Genomic DNA, 17963 nt, shown 5'->3' on the forward strand with positions numbered 1-17963 from the left:
TTATATTTTAAAAGTAATAACAGGTCGCTTAGCATGATTTACTAAATCCTCACTTATGCTGCCGTTAAAAAAGTGTGAAATACCTTGTCTGCCATGAGTACTCATGCCAATTAAGTCGGCCTTAATAGATTGAGAAAAATTCATAATGCCTTTTTCAATACTCATATCATTATAAAAATTGATTGTATAATTAGAAAAAGTAGAAGAGGTTGCAAAATCTTGCATTCTCTTATTTGCATCTTGTGAAGTTATAAATTTATTAGGTGTATTTACCATAAGTAAATGCATTTTTGCATCTAAAACATTAGCAAATTTGATGGCTTTTTTATAGGTTGACTTGCTTTCTTCTTTAAAATCTGATGCAAAAACAAAATCTTTAACTTTAAATGTTTTGTGTTCGTTCTTAACAACTAGTACTGGTGTTTCAGAAGTGCGAACTACTTTTTCGGTATTGCTTCCAATAAGCATTTCCCTTAAGCCACTAATTCCATTAGAACCCATGATAATCAAATCGATATCGTGTTTTTTACAAACATGAAATATGCCTTTAAATATCTCATGAAAATCTACTGTTTCATGCACAACAAGTCCATCTAGGTAGTCTTTGCTTTTTATTGCTTCAAATTTCCGATGGGCTAATTTCATAAAAAACACGGCCTCTGGTAAGTCACTGTAACTATTTAAGGCGTCTACTTTATGCAAGGGCATTTCAAGTATGTGTAATAAATAAATTTCACAATCGTGTTTCTTAGCTAATTGGGCGGCTACTTTTAATGCGTTTTCAGCTTGTTCAGAAAAATCGGTTGGCACTAGTAATTTTTTCATAATCTTATAAGTTCGTTGTTCTTAAATTTATGAAATATTCCTTTAAAAATCAATAAAGATGTTATATATTTGCACCGTTGAAAGGCGAATTAAGAAAATGAGGGGACGTAAAGTCCCCTCTTTTTATACTAAAAAATGTTCAAAACTAAAGTTACAGATTTACTTCAAGCTGCGCTAGAAGAAAGACCAGATTTATTTCTTATTGATTTTTCTATTGGGAGTGATAATCATATAAAAATTATTATAGATGGCGATAATGGTCTTTTGGTCGAAGACTGTATGTTTGTTAGTAGAGCAATAGAGCATAATATAGATAGAGAAGAACATGATTTTTCTTTAGAGGTTATGTCTGCTGGTGCCACTGCGCCTTTAGTAAACAAGCGTCAGTATAAAAAGAATTTAGAAAGAACGCTAAAAGTAAAAATGGCTTCAGATGAAATTGAAGGTATACTTACAGAGGCGACAGATAAGAATATTACATTAGAGTGGAAGGTTAGAGAGCCAAAACCAGTAGGTAAAGGCAAAATAACTGTAAAAAAGGAAGCGAAAATCGCTTACGAAGATATTGTGGAAGCAAAAGTTATGATAAAATTTTAATTCAGAGTTATGGAAAATATCGCATTAATTGAATCTTTTTCAGAATTTAAAGACGATAAGCTAATTGACAGAGTAACGTTAATGGCAATTTTAGAAGATGTATTTAGAAGCGCCTTAAAAAAGAAATATGGTGATGATGATAATTTTGATATTATTGTAAATCCTGACAAAGGGGATTTAGAAATTTGGAGAAATAGAATTGTGGTTGCAGATGGAGAGGTTGAAGAGCCAAACCAAGAAATTTCATTAACAGAAGCTCGTAAAATTGAGCCAGATTTTGAGGTAGGTGAAGATGTATCTGAAGAAGTAAAGCTTATACATTTAGGAAGACGTGCTATTTTAGCATTGCGCCAAAACCTAATATCTAAAATTCATGAGCACGATAATACCATAATTTACAAGCAATTTAAAGATTTAGTTGGCGAAATTTATACAGCAGAAGTACATCATATTCGTCATAGAGCAGTTATTTTGTTAGATGATGAAGGAAATGAAATTGTATTACCAAAAGATAAACAAATTCCTTCAGATTTCTTTAGAAAGGGTGATAATGTGAGAGGGGTAATTGATAGTGTAGAGCTTAAGGGCGCTAAACCTACAATTATTATGTCTAGAAGTTCGCCAATATTTTTAGAGAAATTATTTGAACAAGAGATACCAGAAGTTTTTGATGGTTTAATTACTATTAAAAATGTAGTAAGAATACCAGGTGAAAAAGCAAAAGTAGCTGTAGATTCTTATGATGATAGAATTGATCCTGTTGGAGCTTGTGTTGGAATGAAAGGTTCAAGAATTCACGGCATTGTTCGGGAATTAGGAAATGAAAATATTGATGTAATTAATTATACAAACAATTTACAATTATACATCACAAGAGCATTAAGCCCTGCAAGAGTAACTTCAATAAAATTAAATGAAGAAACTAAACGCGCAGAAGTTATACTAAAACCTGAAGAGGTAAGTAAAGCTATTGGTAGAGGTGGTCACAATATTCGTTTAGCGGGTCAGTTAACTGGATATGAGATAGATGTATTTAGAGAAGGAGCTGAAGAAGATGTAGAATTAAGAGAATTCTCTGATGAAATAGAAAGCTGGATTATTGACGAATTTAGTAAAGCTGGACTAGATACCGCTAAGAGTATTTTAGAGCAAGAAGTTGCAGATTTAGTTAAAAGAACAGACTTAGAAGAAGAAACAATTAACGACGTTATTAGAATTTTAAGAGAAGAATTCGAAGAATAACATATATTTGAGTATTTTAAAGGCGATTTATGGCTGAAACAATTAGATTAAATAAAGTATTACGCGAACTTAACATTTCTTTAGATCGTGCCGTAGAATTTTTGGATTCTAAAGGTGTCGATATAGAGAAGCGCCCAACTACGAAAATTTCTGAAGAAACTTACAAGTTACTTTCAGGAGAATTCGAAACGGATGCTAGCAAAAAAGTTAAGTCGCAAGAAGTAAGTGAAGCTAAGCTAAAAGAAAAAGAAGGTTTACGTTTAAAACGTGAGCAGGAATTAGAAGCAAAGCAAAAAGCCCAACAAGCCAGAGAAAAAGCTCAACAAGAAGAGATTGTAAAAGCTTCAAAAACACTTGCTGGTCCTAAACAAGTAGGGAAAATTGATTTAGATCCTAAAAAAGTTGAAGACAAACCAATTGTTTCAAAAGAAGAGCCTGTTGTTCCGAAAAAAGAAGAACCAGTTGTTGCTTCAAAGGAAGAGCCTGTTGTTTCAAAAGAAGAGCCTGTAAAACCTAAAGCTGAGGCTCCTGAGCCTCCAAAGGTTGATAAAGTTGAGCCTAAAAAAGCAGAAGAAAAACCTAAAGAAATAGAGAAACCAGCTGCTCCAAAACCAAAACAGATTGTCGTTGATGGAGAATTGGTTACCCCAGACGAGAAGGTTGAAACTCAATACAAAAAACTTACTGGTCCTAAAATTGCTGGCGATAAAATTGATTTAAGTCAGTTTAATAAGCCAAAGAAAAAGAAAGAAGAAAAGAAACCAGACGCAAAAGCTGGAGATGCAGGAGCTGCTAATAAAAGAAAACGCCGTCGTATAAGTAAAGTTGGAGGACCTCAAGCTGGAAATGGTAGTGGACCAAACAGACCAGGAACTGGTGGGCCAAATAGACCAGGCGGACCAAATAGACCAGGAGGAAATGATAGATTTAAAGGAAAACCAGGACAAGGTCGTCGTAATGTTGTAAAAGAAGAGCCTAGCGAAGAGGATGTGAAAAAACAAGTGCGAGAAACACTTGAGAAACTTCAAGGAAAATCAAGCAAAGGAAAAGGCGCAAAATACAGAAGAGATAAAAGAGATCAACACAGAGAACAATCTGAAATTGATCAACAAATAGAAGCAGCAGAAAGCAAAATACTTAAAGTTACAGAGTTTGTAACGGCTAGTGAAGTTGCAACCATGATGGATGTTAGTGTAACTCAAATTATTTCGGCATGTATGTCGCTAGGTATGATGGTTACAATGAACCAACGTTTAGATGCGGAAACACTATCTATAGTTGCAGACGAATTTGGGTATCAAGTAGAATTTGTAACTGCAGATATAGAGGAATCTATTGAAGAAGTAAAAGATAAACCAGAAGATTTAAAACCACGTGCACCAATTGTTACAGTAATGGGTCACGTAGATCACGGTAAAACGTCACTTCTAGATTACATTCGTCAAGAAAATGTAATCGCAGGAGAGTCTGGAGGTATTACACAGCATATTGGTGCTTACGGAGTAGAATTAGAAAATGGTCAAAAAATAGCATTTTTAGATACACCAGGTCACGAGGCGTTTACAGCAATGCGTGCACGTGGAGCTCAAGTAACAGATATCGCTATTATTGTAGCAGCAGCAGACGATGATATTATGCCACAAACAAAAGAGGCTATTTCTCACGCACAGGCGGCAGGAGTGCCAATTGTTTTTGCTATAAATAAAATAGACAAACCAGATGCTAATCCTGAAAAAATTAAAGATGGTTTAGCTCAAATGAACTTACTTGTTGAAGATTGGGGTGGTAAAATTCAATCGCACGATATTTCAGCAAAAGTAGGTACCGGTGTTAAAGAATTACTTGAAAAAGTATTGCTTGAAGCCGAATTATTAGAATTAAAAGCAAATCCAGACAAAGCAGCAGTTGGAACTGTAGTTGAAGCCTTTTTAGATAAAGGTAGAGGTTATGTGTCTACAATACTTGTGCAAGCAGGAACACTTCGCGTAGGTGATTATGTGTTGGCAGGAAGAAATAGTGGTAAAGTAAAAGCGATGCATGATGAGCGTGGTAATGATGTTGCTGAGGCTGGTCCTTCAACACCAGTATCTATTCTTGGATTAGATGGTGCACCACAAGCAGGTGATAAATTTAATGTATTTGAAGACGAACGTGAAGCAAAACAAATCGCTTCTAAACGTGCACAATTACAACGAGAACAATCTGTTAGAACACAACGTCATATTACATTAGATGAGATTGGTCGTCGTATCGCACTTGGAGATTTCCAAGAGTTGAACATTATTCTTAAAGGTGATGTAGATGGTTCTGTAGAAGCATTAACAGATTCATTCCAAAAATTATCAACAGAAGAAATTCAAGTGAATATCTTACACAAAGGCGTGGGTGCTATTACAGAGAGTGATGTGTTATTAGCTTCGGCTTCTGATGCCATTATTGTTGGGTTTAATGTGCGACCTGTTGGAAATGCAAGAATGATTGCAGATAAAGAAGAAATTGATATTAGAACATATTCAATTATATATGACGCCATAAATGATCTTAAAGATGCTATGGAAGGTATGTTATCTCCAGAGCTTAAAGAAGAGATTTTAGGTACAGCCGAAATTAGAGAAATATTTAAAGTTACTAAAATTGGAAGTATTGCAGGTTGTATGGTAACTAACGGTAAAATACTAAGAAACGCAGGTATTCGATTAATTCGTGACGGTGTAGTAGTTTACACAGGGGAATTAGCCTCGTTAAAACGATTTAAAGATGATGCTAGAGAAGTAACCAAAGGTTATGATTGTGGTATGCAAATTAAAAATTACAACGACATTAAAGAAGGTGATATTATAGAAGCTTTCCATGAAGTTGAAGTTAAAAAGAAATTAAAATAACACATCATATTTTAGGTTTCTAAAGTATCAGAATTTAAAATAAATAAAAAAAAGAGCAACCAATTAGGTTGCTCTTTTTTTTGCTAAAAGTTTATTAGAATAGTTTTTAACTTTTTTTAGGCTTAAAAATAAAGGCACTATTAAATTTTCTTTTAATACGTTTTAAAGCTCTGTCTGCCTCTAAGCGTGTTCTAAAATTACCAGCCCAAATTTTAAAGTTAGGCTCTTGGTAATAAATAGTTGGATTCCATTCGGAAAACGATTCATTAAATTCTTTTTGAGCTGCATAAGCACCAGGTCTATCTCCATTGTAGATTTGTATTTTATATCTCTCAGAATCAGTTTCATTTTTATTCATTTCCTTTTTCAGCTCTAGCAAAGCATCAATTTTTTTATCTTGATTTACAGTTACGCTGCCTTGTTGTGCATGTGAGAGTGTTAAAGTTAATGCAAAACAAATAACACTAAAAAAACTAATTTTCATATTCAATGGTTTCATTTTCAAATATATTTATACAAATGTATACGTTATAAACTTAATTGTAGCTCTTTTTATTATTTAGAATCTCTCTAAATTATCAATTAACACTTCACTAACATTTCTCAAATCGACTTTAAGTATTACTTTTGCGTGAGATTTTTAACTGTTTTTTTTATTACTAAATGAAAAAATCATACCAAAGTTTAGAAGTTAATTTAACCAACAATATGAAACAGGTGATTCACCGTATATTAAGCAAAAACCTTCTTCGTTTAAGCTTAATTATTTTAGTAGCGTTTACAACTTCTCTTTCTGCTCAAGAAGGAGATCCAGCAAAAGGAAAATCTTTATTCAATGCCAATTGTGCTGCTTGTCATAAATTAGATAAGAAGATGACTGGTCCAGCTTTACGCAATGTAGAAACTCGTTTATCTGAAAGTGAAGGTTTAGATAGAGAGTGGATTTATGCATGGGTGCACAATAGTTCTGGTATTATTAAGTCTGGTGATGCTTACGCAAATAAAGTTTATAATGAGTATGGTGGTGCTGCAATGACAGCATTCCCTCAATTATCAAATGAAGATATTGATAATATTTTAGCTTATACTGCAGAGGCGGCTTCAACTCCACCTCCAGTACCTAGTTCTGTTCCAGGAGTAGAGCAAGCGTCAGGTTCTTCTGGGGGTATTTCAAACGAAATTATTTTAGGGGCATTAGCTATTCTATTTATATTATTAGCTACTGGGTTGTTTTTGGTAAACAAGACATTACGCCGTTTTGCTTCAGCTCAAAATATAGAGTTACCAGAAGTGTCAAAAAGAAAGCCACTTTGGAAAGCTTTCGTGCAAAATCAATTTTTAATGATTGTTGTTGCGATATTCTTTTTGCTGTCTAGTGCTTATTTTGTTTACGGATATTTATCTCAAGTAGGAGTAGATCAAGGATATCAACCAGTACAACCAATACACTTTTCACATAAAATACATGCTGGTGATAATGGAATTGATTGTAAATACTGTCACTCTTCAGCAAGAGTTAGTAAAACATCTGGTATTCCATCATTAAATGTGTGTATGAACTGTCATAAATCAATTTACGAATATAATGGAGAAACAAGTCCAGAGTATTCTAAAGATTTCTATGATGGAGAAATTCAAAAATTATACGCAGCTGCAGGATGGAGTGATGCAGATCAAAAATATACAGGAGATTCGCAGCCAGTAAAATGGGTTCGTATTCATAACTTACCAGATTTCGCATATTTCAATCACTCGCAACATGTAACTGTTGCAGGAGTTGAGTGTCAAACATGTCATGGTCCTGTAGAAGAAATGGAAGAGGTGTATCAATTTGCTCCTTTAACTATGGGTTGGTGTATTAATTGCCACAGAGTAACTAATGTTAATGTAAAAGACAATGCTTATTATGAGAAAATTCATGATGAATTATCTAAGAAGTATGGTGTAGATAACTTGACTGCTGCTCAAATGGGTGGTTTAGAATGTGGTAAGTGCCACTATTAATAAATTTAATAAGAAGTAATTCAATTATATAATATGTCATCAAACAAGAAATACTGGAAAAGTGTTGAAGAGCTTAACGAGAATAGCTCTATTGTTGAGACGCTTAAACAAAACGAGTTTGTAGCAGAAATTCCTACTGATGAATTTTTAGGTGATAAAGAGACATTAGAAGCAACATCTACAACGCGACGCGATTTCTTAAAATATGTTGGGTTTAGTACAGCTGCTGCATCATTAGCAGCTTGTGAAGGTCCGGTAAAAAAATCAATTCCTTACGTAGTACAACCAAAGGAAATTATTCCTGGAGTTGCTAACTATTATGCAACAACTATTGCTGATGGATTTGATTTTGCTAGTGTTTTGGTTAAAACGCGTGAAGGTCGTCCAATTAAAATTGAAAACAATACTATGGCAGCTACTAATGGTAGCGCTAATGCTAGAGTGAATGCTTCTGTTTTAGGATTGTATGATAGTTTAAGAGTTCAAGGGCCTAAAAAAGCTGGAGAATCTATTTCTTGGAGTACATTTGATATTGATACAAATCAAAAATTAACTGATATAGCTGCTGCGAGTAAAGATATTGTGCTATTAACACAAACTTTTGGAAGTCCTTCAACTAGTAAGTTAATTTCAGAGTTTAAAGAAAAATATGGTAATGTTCGTCATGTAGTTTATGATGCTATTTCAGAATCTGCTGCACTTGACGCGTACCAAGCTAAATATGGTGAGCGTGCATTAGCAAATTATGATTTTGCTAAAGCGATGACTATTGTTTCTGTTGGAGCAGATTTCTTAGGAGATTGGCAAGGTGGAGGATTTGATTCTGGATACTCAAAAAACAAAGTTCCAGATCATGGTAAAATGTCTCGTCACATTCAGTTTGAGTCTAATATGTCTTTAACTGGAGCAAATGCAGATAAACGTGTGCCATTAACTCCAACGCAACAAAAATTAGTGTTGGCTAAATTATACAGTTATGTAGTTGGTGGTTCTGTTTCAGGAGATTTACCAGAACATATTGAAGATGCTGTTAAAAACGCAGCTTCTCAACTTAAAAAAGCAGGTAGTAATGGATTGGTAGTTACAGGGATTCAAGATGTAAACGCTCAAACTGTTGCTTTAGAAATTAATGAAGCTTTAAACAGTAAAGCTTTTGATGCTTCAACACCAATCAAAACTAGACAAGGTAGCGATAACGCTATGGTTTCTTTAGTTGCAGATATGAAAGCAGGTAAAGTTGCAGCGATTATTATGAGTGGTGTTAATCCTGTTTATACATTTCCAAATGCATCAGACTTTATTGAGGGATTAAAAAAGACTGAATTATCTATAGCGTTTTCAATGAAAGTTGATGAAACGTCTTCAGAAGCACAATATATTGCAGCAGCACCACACTATTTGGAATCTTGGGGTGATGTTGAAATTAAAAAAGGACATTATGCTTTAACGCAACCAACTATTCGTCCTTTGTTTGATACAAGACAATTTCAACAAGCTTTATTGAAATGGACTGGCAATGATAGTTCTTATCACGATTATATTAAAGACGCTTGGGGAACTACTATTTTAGGTGGAAGTTCATTCAACAAAGCTTTACATGATGGTGTTTATGTTGGAACGATTGCTACAGAAGTAGAAGCAATAGAATTAGGAGAAACTGAAACACCTTCAGGAAATGCAGCTAGAGCTTTAGCTACTTCTGCGAAATCTAAAGGTGGTTTAGAATTAGTATTATATACAAAAGTAGGTATGGGTGATGGTCAACAAGCCAATAACCCATGGTTACAAGAGTTTCCAGATCCAATTACAAGAACATCTTGGGATAACTATTTAACGGTTTCAAAAGCAGATGCTGAAAGCATTGGCTTAATTAATAGACATGTTGCAAATGGCGCTTTAAACGGAAGTTATGCTAATGTGACTGTTAACGGAACAACGTTGAAAGTTCCAGTAATTATTCAACCTGGTCAAGCTAAAGGTTCAGTAGGTCTGTCATTTGGTTATGGTAGAACAAAGGGTTTAAAAGAGGAAATGCAAACAGGTGTTAATGCTTATGCATTATACCAAAACTTCAACACAACTCAAACTGTTACTGTTGAGCCAGCTGCTGGAGAGCATGAATTTGCTTCAGTGCAGTTGCATAATACTTTAATGGGTCGTGGAGATATTATTAAAGAAACAACTTTAGAGGTATTCAATACAAAAGACAAAAAGTACTGGAATGCAATTCCTATGGTGTCTTTAAATCATGAAGAAACTCCAGTAACATCACCAGAAGTTGATTTATGGGAAGAGTTTGATCGTTCTATTGGTCATCACTTCAATTTATCAATCGATTTAAATTCATGTACCGGTTGTGGAGCTTGTGTTATAGCTTGTCATGCAGAAAACAATGTGCCTGTTGTAGGTAAATCTGAAGTACGTCGTAGCCGTGATATGCACTGGTTACGTATTGATAGATATTATTCTTCAGAAGAATCATTTGCAGGAGATATCGAAAAGAAAGAGAATTCAGAAGGTTGGTTTACAGGAACTAAGCAAGCATTAAGAGAAATGGAATCTGGTTCTGAGAATCCACAAGTTGTATTCCAGCCAGTTATGTGTCAGCATTGTAACCATGCACCTTGTGAAACTGTTTGTCCTGTGGCAGCAACTTCACACGGTCGTCAAGGGCAAAACCACATGGCTTATAACCGTTGTGTAGGTACAAGATATTGTGCAAATAACTGTCCTTATAAAGTACGTCGTTTCAACTGGTTCTTATACAATGGTAATGATGAGTTCGATTATCATATGAATGATGATTTAGGGCGTATGGTATTAAATCCAGATGTAGTTGTACGTTCTCGTGGTGTTATGGAAAAATGTTCTATGTGTATTCAAATGACACAGAAAACAATTCTTGATGCTAAACGTGATGGACGTCAAATAAAAGATGGTGAATTCCAAACAGCGTGTTCATCTGCATGTAGCAGTGGAGCTATGGTATTTGGAGATATTAATGATAAAGAAAGTAAAGTTGCAAAACTTAAAGAAGATAATCGTATGTATCACTTATTAGAAAGTGTTGGTACTAAGCCAAATGTGCAGTATCAAACTAAAGTGAGAAATACAACTGAAGCATAAATCTAATTAAAGAATCAATTATATAATTATGGCGTCTCATTACGAAGCACCTATTAGAAGACCTTTAGTTACAGGCGAAAAATCATATCACGATGTTACTGTAGATGTGGCTAAACCTGTAGAAGGAAAAGCAAATAAACAATGGTGGATAGTTTTTGGTATTTCACTTGCCGCTTTTCTTTGGGGTATTGGATGTATCATTTATACAATATCTACAGGTATTGGAACTTGGGGTTTAAATAAAACCGTAGGTTGGGCTTGGGATATTACTAACTTCGTTTGGTGGGTTGGTATTGGTCACGCAGGAACACTTATTTCTGCAGTACTTTTACTTTTCCGTCAAAAATGGAGAATGGCAATTAACCGTTCTGCAGAAGCAATGACAATATTCTCTGTTGTTCAAGCAGGTTTGTTTCCAATCATCCACATGGGTCGTCCTTGGTTAGGATACTGGGTTTTACCAATACCAAATCAATTTGGTTCACTTTGGGTGAATTTTAACTCACCATTACTTTGGGATGTATTTGCAATTTCAACTTATTTATCAGTATCATTAGTATTCTGGTGGACAGGTTTATTACCAGATTTTGCGATGCTTAGAGATAGAGCTATTAGACCTTTTCAAAAGAAAATATATTCATTATTAAGTTTTGGTTGGTCTGGTCGTGCTAAAGATTGGCAACGTTTTGAGGAAGTATCTTTGGTACTTGCAGGTTTAGCAACACCATTAGTACTTTCCGTACATACTATTGTATCTTTTGATTTCGCAACCTCAGTTATTCCTGGTTGGCATACTACTATATTTCCACCATATTTTGTTGCTGGAGCGGTATTCTCAGGATTTGCTATGGTAAATACACTTCTTATTATTATGAGAAAAGTATGTAACCTTGAAGACTATATTACAGTACAACACATCGAATTAATGAACATTGTAATCATGATTACAGGTTCAATTGTTGGTGTAGCATATATTACAGAGTTATTTATTGCTTGGTATTCTGGTGTAGAATATGAACAATATGCATTCTTAAATAGAGCAACAGGACCTTACTGGTGGGCATATTTATTAATGATGAGTTGTAATGTATTCTCTCCTCAGTTTATGTGGTTTAAGAAATTAAGAACAAGTATTATGTTCTCTTTCTTTATATCAATTGTAGTAAACGTAGGGATGTGGTTTGAGCGTTTTGTTATTATTGTAACATCGTTACATAGAGATTACTTACCATCATCATGGACAATGTTCTCTCCAACATTTGTTGATATTGGAATTTTTATTGGAACTATTGGTTTCTTCTTTGTATTATTCTTATTGTATTCTAGAACATTCCCAGTAATTGCTCAGGCAGAGGTTAAAACAATTTTAAAATCTTCTGGAGAACGTTATAAGAAAATAAGAGAAAGAGGAGAGAGTTTAGTTGGAACAGGAGCAGATGAAAGAACATCAAATCTTAAGATTGCAGAAGAAACAACAGCAAGCAAGCCTTCTCAAGATAATACAGAAAAGCTAGATAATTTATTGCAAGGTGTTGGTAAATTTGATCCAACCATACAAACTGCTGATGATTTAAAAGTAATTAGTGGCATTGGACCTAAAATGGAAGGAGTACTTAATACTATTGGTATTTTTACTTATGCCCAAGTTAGTAAAATGACAAAGAGAGAATATGACTTACTAGATGAAATTACAGGTTCTTTCCCAGGAAGAGCAGAACGTGATGATTGGTCTGGACAAGCTAAAAAATTAATAAACTAAATATAGTCAATGGAAGCTTCAAAAGTTATTCACGCTATTTATACCGATGATGATGTATTAATGTCAGCTGTTAAAAAAGTTAAGGCAGAAAGATATCACATCGAAGAGATATATACACCGTTTCCGGTTCACGGATTAGACAAAGCTATGGGATTAGCACCAACTCGTATTGCTATTACTGCATTTATGTACGGTTTAGTTGGTTTAACAGTAGCCATACTTATGATGAATTTTATAATGATTGAAGATTGGCCTCAAGATATTGGAGGTAAACCAAGCTTTAGTTATATAGAAAACATGCCAGCATTTGTACCAATCATGTTTGAGCTTACAGTGTTTTTCGCAGCGCATTTAATGGTTATTACATTTTATTTACGTAGTAGAATGTGGCCTTTTAAAAATGCTGAAAATCCAGACCCTAGAACTACAGATGACCATTTTTTAATGGAAATTGCGGTAAATGATAATGAAAAAGAATTAGAAAGCTTGCTTAAAGATACTGGAGCAGTTGAAATTAATTTAGTTGATAAAGCCCATTAATATAAATATGAAAAGCTTAATTAAAATATTAGTAATAGCAGTCGTTTTAGTAACTGTATCATGTAAAAAAGATACAGCACCAAACTACCAATTCATGCCAAATATGTATGAGTCTGCTGGATATGAAACATATGGTGAAGCTGCATTTAAAGATGGAGTTGAAGCACAGTTACCAGCACAAGGTTCTATACCAAGAGGATTTGTACCATTTGATATTGAAAATTCAACTGAGGGATATGAATTAGCAAAAGCAACTTTAGTTAGTCCTTTAGATTCTACTCAAGTAGATTATGAAAAAGGAGGCCCTTTATATAATATATACTGTGCTATTTGCCATGGTGTAAAAGGAAATGGACAAGGTAATTTAGTTAAAAGAGAAAAAATTCTTGGTATACCAACTTATGATGATGCTGGAAGAGCTATTAACGCAGGAAGTATTTATCATACCATATATTATGGTAAAAATGCTATGGGTTCTTATGCTAACCAATTAAATGAAGAAGAGCGTTGGCAAGTAGTATCATACGTATTAAAGTTGAAAGCAGATTTAGAAAAGTAAGATTAGATAAGATATGTACACATTTTCAAATAAATTAAAGACATTTTCTTTCATTCTAATAATTTTAGGATTATTAGGAGTTGGTTATGGTTTTATGACATCTCATAAATCTTTTGAAGAGGTTGAAACCTTACTTGCAGAAGAAGTACATCATGGTGGCGGACACGGTGAAGTTGCAGAACATGCAGCTCCATCTAAAGATGCTCATGTAACAGATTCACATGGTGAAGAAGCACATGCTGAAGTTGATGAGCATAAGAAACATGTTGAGCATGTTCAGCATCAAATAGCAAACAGACCTTGGTCTGCACTTTATGTTGCTGCTTTTTTCTTCATGATGATAGCTTTAGGTGTTTTGGCATTTTATGCTATTCAAATTGCATCACAAGCAGGATGGTCTCCAGTACTATTTAGAGTTATGGAAGGAATTACATCTTACTTATTACCAGGTGCTTTAATAGTTTTAGGTATTGCAGCTGCATCTCATTATATAGGACATGACAGTATTTTTATGTGGATGAATCCTGAGGTGATAAATCCTGAAAGTGAGCATTATGATAAATTAATTGATGGTAAATCATCGTTCTTAAATGTGCCTTGGTTCATTATAAGAGGTTTAATATTTATTACTGGTTGGAGTTTATACCGTCACTTTTCACGTAAATTTTCAATTGCACAAGATACTGCCGAAGATAAAAGTAACTTTAAAAAATCTTTCCGTATATCTGCAGGATTCTTAGTATTCTTTATTTATACAGAATCTATGATGTCTTGGGATTGGATTATGAGTGTAGATCCTCACTGGTTCTCTACATTGTTTGGATGGTATGTGTTTGCTAGTATGTTTGTAAGTGGTATTACTGTAATTGCTTTAATTACTATTTATTTAAAATCTAGAAACTATTTAGAGTTTGTAAATGAAAACCATTTACATGATGTTGCTAAATTTATGTTTGCGTTTAGTATTTTCTGGACTTACTTATGGTTTTCACAATTCATGCTTATTTGGTATTCAAACATACCAGAAGAGGTGACTTATTTTGTAACACGTTTCCAAGATTATAAATTACCGTTCTTAGGTATGGTTGTTATGAACTTTGTTTTCCCTATATTAATGTTAATGAATGCCGATTATAAACGTATTCCTTGGTTTGTGGTTATGGCTGGATTAGTAATTTTATTTGGACATTATATAGATATATTCAATATGATTATGCCTGCAACCGTAGGAGACAGATGGTTTATAGGAATCCCTGAAATAAGTTCAGTTTTATTATTTGCAGGACTATTCATATTTGTAGTATTTACAGCTTTAACAAAAGCACCATTGCTTGTAAAAGGATATCCTTTTAGACAAGAAAGTGAAGAGTTTCATTATTAATTAAGATATAAATAAAGACGAACGATAACAATGACTGCTTTATTAACAATTATAATTTTAGTATTTATTTCAGTTGCCATCTGGCAAATGGTTAAGATTTTTGATTTAGCTCAAGCTAAAACCGAAAATACCGGAGTTGCTACAGACAAAGACAATACCGTAAATGGTTATTTAATGATGGGCTTTTTAGCTTTCATTTATATCATTACCATTGTATGTTTTGTAAAATGGGGAGATTTGCCTTTAATGTCTAATTCAGCATCAGAACATGGTCCAACTATTGATAATTTAATGATTATCTCTATGGTGATTATCTTCATAGTGCAAACCATTACTCAGTTTTTATTACACTACTTTGCTTTTAAATATAAAGGAGAAAAAGGGAAGAAAGCTTTATTCTTTGCTGATAATAACAAATTAGAAGCTATCTGGACAATTATACCAGTTATTGTATTAGCGGGTTTAATTATCTATGGACTTAACACTTGGATTAATATTATGGGTGTTGATGAAAGTGATGACCCAATGGTTATAGAATTATATGCACAACAGTTTAACTGGAAAGCTAGATACAGTGGTGCGGATAACACATTAGGAAAAGCGAATGTACGTTTAATTGATATTGATCGTGCTAACATATTAGGTTTAGATGAAGCTGATCCTAACGCACAAGACGATGTTATTACTACAGAGTTGCATTTACCAGTGGGGAGACCTATTCTTTTTAAAATGCGTTCACAAGATGTATTGCACTCAGCATACATGCCTCACTTTAGAGCACAAATGAACTGTGTTCCTGGTATGATAACACAATTTGGTTTTACGCCAACAGTTACTACTGTTGAAATGCGTGATACTCCTCAAATGCAAGAGAAAGTAACAAGAATTAATAATATTAGAGTTGAAAAAAGTAAAGCCTTAATCGCTAAAGGTGAAGATGCTTTAGAACGCTATGAGTTTGATTATCTGTTATTGTGTAACAAGATATGTGGTAAATCTCACTACAATATGCAAATGAAGATTATAGTTGAAACACAAGAAGAATACGATGCTTGGATAAAAGAGCAAAAAGAATTCAAAAACTCTCTAATTAACTAATTTAAAAAGATAAAACGATATAAGATTATGTCAGCACACGCAGATACTCACGCTCACGACGACGACCACGGACATCATCATAAAGAAACGTTTGTAACTAAATATATATTTAGTCAAGACCATAAAATGATTGCCAAACAGTATCTAATTACAGGTACTATAATGGGAGTTATTGGTGTATTAATGTCTATGATGTTTCGTATGCAAATTGCATGGCCAGAACAGCCAAATGTTTTGTTTGAAGCTTTATTAGGGAAATGGGCTCCAGATGGTGTTATGGATGCCGATATATATTTAGCATTAGTGACTATACATGGTACTATTATGGTATTCTTTGTATTAACAGCAGGTTTGAGTGGAACGTTTAGTAACTTGTTAATTCCGTTGCAAATTGGAGCACGAGATATGGCATCAGGGTTCTTGAATATGGTATCATATTGGTTATTTTTCTTATCAAGTGTTATCATGATATTGTCGTTATTTCTTGAAGCAGGACCAGCAGCAGCAGGATGGACTATTTACCCGCCATTAAGTGCTTTACCTATGGCTCAAGGAGGTTCAGGTATGGGTATGACCATGTGGTTAGTATCTATGGCAATATTTATTGCTTCATCTCTTTTAGGGTCACTTAACTATATTGTTACTGTAATTAACTTGCGTACAAAAGGAATGTCTATGACAAGATTGCCTTTAACTATATGGGCTTTCTTTGTAACTGCTGTAATTGGAGTGATTTCATTTCCTGTATTATTATCAGCAGCATTGTTATTAATAATGGATAGAAGTTTTGGTACTTCATTCTTCTTATCTGATATATTTATTCAAGGTGAAGTATTACATTACCAAGGTGGTTCTCCAGTTTTATTCGAACACCTATTTTGGTTTTTAGGTCACCCAGAAGTATATATTGTATTATTACCAGCATTAGGGATAACATCTGAGGTTATAGCAACTAATTCACGTAAGCCTATTTTTGGATATCGTGCCATGATTGCATCAATTTTAGCTATTGCATTTTTATCTACAATTGTTTGGGGTCACCATATGTTTATTTCAGGTATGAATCCATTTTTAGGATCTGTATTTACATTTACAACATTATTAATTGCAATTCCATCAGCTGTAAAAGCATTTAACTATATAACAACTTTATGGAAAGGTAATTTGCAGATGAATCCTGCAATGTTATTTTCAATTGGTTTAGTTTCTACATTTATTACAGGAGGTTTAACAGGAATTATTCTTGGAGATAGTGCCTTAGATATTAATGTACATGATACTTATTTTGTTGTAGCACATTTCCATTTAGTTATGGGTATATCTGCATTGTATGGTATGTTTGCGGGTATTTATCATTGGTTCCCTAAAATGTTTGGACGTATGTTAAACAAGAATTTAGGTTATGTTCACTTTTGGGTTACTGCAGTTTGTGCTTATGGTGTGTTCTTTCCAATGCATTTTATAGGTATGGCTGGTTTACCAAGACGTTATTATACAAATAGTAATTTTCCATTATTTGATGATTTAGCTAATGTAAATGTTGTGATTACTATTTTTGCTTTAATTGGAGGCGTTTTTCAAATAGTATTCTTATACAATTTCTTTAGTAGTATATTTTATGGTAAGAAAGCTGAACAAAACCCTTGGAAATCTAACACATTAGAATGGACAACTCCAGTAAAGCATATTCACGGAAACTGGCCAGGGGAAATTCCTCATGTTCATCGTTGGGCATACGATTATAGTAAGCCAGGTCATGATAATGATTTTGTTCCACAAAACATTCCTTTAATGGATGGAGAAGAAGAACTTCAGCATTAAAAATTAATAATACATATCTTACATATTAAAACCCGCCTATTTTAGGCGGGTTTTTTGTTTAATTAACGTTTTGTGTCGTGGAAATGTAAAAAAAATTAAAAAAACTCGATGAAATACAAAAAAATCAGT

The 17963-nt window shown here is 33.8% G+C and carries 13 protein-coding genes; 11 read left to right on the forward strand and 2 right to left on the reverse strand.

Annotated features, from left to right (window positions below):
- Positions 1-825 carry a universal stress protein gene (locus BT151_RS05400; RefSeq protein WP_072400718.1) on the reverse strand — a complete coding sequence of 275 codons (825 nt, stop codon included), beginning with the start codon at positions 823-825 and terminating at the stop codon, positions 1-3.
- A gap of 135 nt (positions 826-960) precedes the next feature.
- Here BT151_RS05400 and rimP point away from each other — a divergent pair, with 135 nt between their 5' ends.
- The 3 genes from rimP to infB are packed head-to-tail and all read left to right on the forward strand — an operon-like array spanning position 961 to position 5546.
- Entirely contained in the window at positions 961-1422 is a 462-nt protein-coding gene (gene rimP / locus BT151_RS05405) for a ribosome assembly cofactor RimP (protein WP_072400719.1), read from the forward strand.
- Positions 1423-1431: 9 nt separating this feature from the next.
- On the forward strand, positions 1432-2664 hold the full coding sequence (gene nusA / locus BT151_RS05410) for a transcription termination factor NusA (protein WP_072400720.1): 1233 nt from the start codon (positions 1432-1434) through the stop codon (positions 2662-2664).
- Positions 2665-2693: 29 nt separating this feature from the next.
- Positions 2694-5546 carry a translation initiation factor IF-2 gene (gene infB / locus BT151_RS05415; protein WP_072400721.1) on the forward strand — a complete coding sequence of 951 codons (2853 nt, stop codon included), beginning with the start codon at positions 2694-2696 and terminating at the stop codon, positions 5544-5546.
- Positions 5547-5652: 106 nt separating this feature from the next.
- Here the strand turns inward: infB and BT151_RS05420 are convergent, their stop codons facing one another.
- On the reverse strand, positions 5653-6030 hold the full coding sequence (locus tag BT151_RS05420; protein WP_245794727.1) for an SPOR domain-containing protein: 378 nt from the start codon (positions 6028-6030) through the stop codon (positions 5653-5655).
- Between the two features lie 224 nt (positions 6031-6254).
- On the opposite strand from BT151_RS05420, the gene BT151_RS05425 reads away from it, so the two are divergent.
- From BT151_RS05425 to BT151_RS05460, 8 genes are read left to right on the forward strand one after another with little or no spacing between them, the layout of a single operon-like run.
- Complete coding sequence (locus BT151_RS05425) at positions 6255-7550, forward strand: c-type cytochrome (RefSeq protein ID WP_072401005.1); 1296 nt, start codon at positions 6255-6257, stop codon at positions 7548-7550.
- 33 nt (positions 7551-7583) lie between these two features.
- Positions 7584-10676, forward strand: coding sequence for a TAT-variant-translocated molybdopterin oxidoreductase (locus tag BT151_RS05430; protein WP_072400723.1), 3093 nt, complete (start codon positions 7584-7586; stop codon positions 10674-10676).
- Positions 10677-10704: 28 nt separating this feature from the next.
- Positions 10705-12435, forward strand: coding sequence for an NrfD/PsrC family molybdoenzyme membrane anchor subunit (gene nrfD / locus BT151_RS05435; protein ID WP_072400724.1), 1731 nt, complete (start codon positions 10705-10707; stop codon positions 12433-12435).
- A gap of 9 nt (positions 12436-12444) precedes the next feature.
- Positions 12445-12975 (forward strand): DUF3341 domain-containing protein, encoded by a 531-nt coding sequence (locus BT151_RS05440; protein WP_072400725.1) that lies wholly within the window; start codon positions 12445-12447, stop codon positions 12973-12975.
- Between the two features lie 7 nt (positions 12976-12982).
- Positions 12983-13534, forward strand: coding sequence for a c-type cytochrome (locus tag BT151_RS05445; RefSeq protein WP_072400726.1), 552 nt, complete (start codon positions 12983-12985; stop codon positions 13532-13534).
- 13 nt (positions 13535-13547) lie between these two features.
- The gene (locus tag BT151_RS05450; RefSeq protein ID WP_072400727.1) at positions 13548-14915 is read left to right on the forward strand and encodes a quinol:cytochrome C oxidoreductase; all 1368 of its coding nucleotides are present in this window, start codon (positions 13548-13550) and stop codon (positions 14913-14915) included.
- A gap of 30 nt (positions 14916-14945) precedes the next feature.
- On the forward strand, positions 14946-16013 hold the full coding sequence (locus tag BT151_RS05455; RefSeq protein ID WP_072400728.1) for a cytochrome c oxidase subunit II: 1068 nt from the start codon (positions 14946-14948) through the stop codon (positions 16011-16013).
- A gap of 27 nt (positions 16014-16040) precedes the next feature.
- On the forward strand, positions 16041-17834 hold the full coding sequence (locus BT151_RS05460) for a cytochrome c oxidase subunit I (protein WP_072400729.1): 1794 nt from the start codon (positions 16041-16043) through the stop codon (positions 17832-17834).
- Positions 17835-17963: the final 129 nt, after the last annotated feature.

This window comes from Flaviramulus basaltis, assembly GCF_900114265.1.
Taxonomy (GTDB): Bacteria; Bacteroidota; Bacteroidia; order Flavobacteriales; family Flavobacteriaceae; genus Flaviramulus; species Flaviramulus basaltis.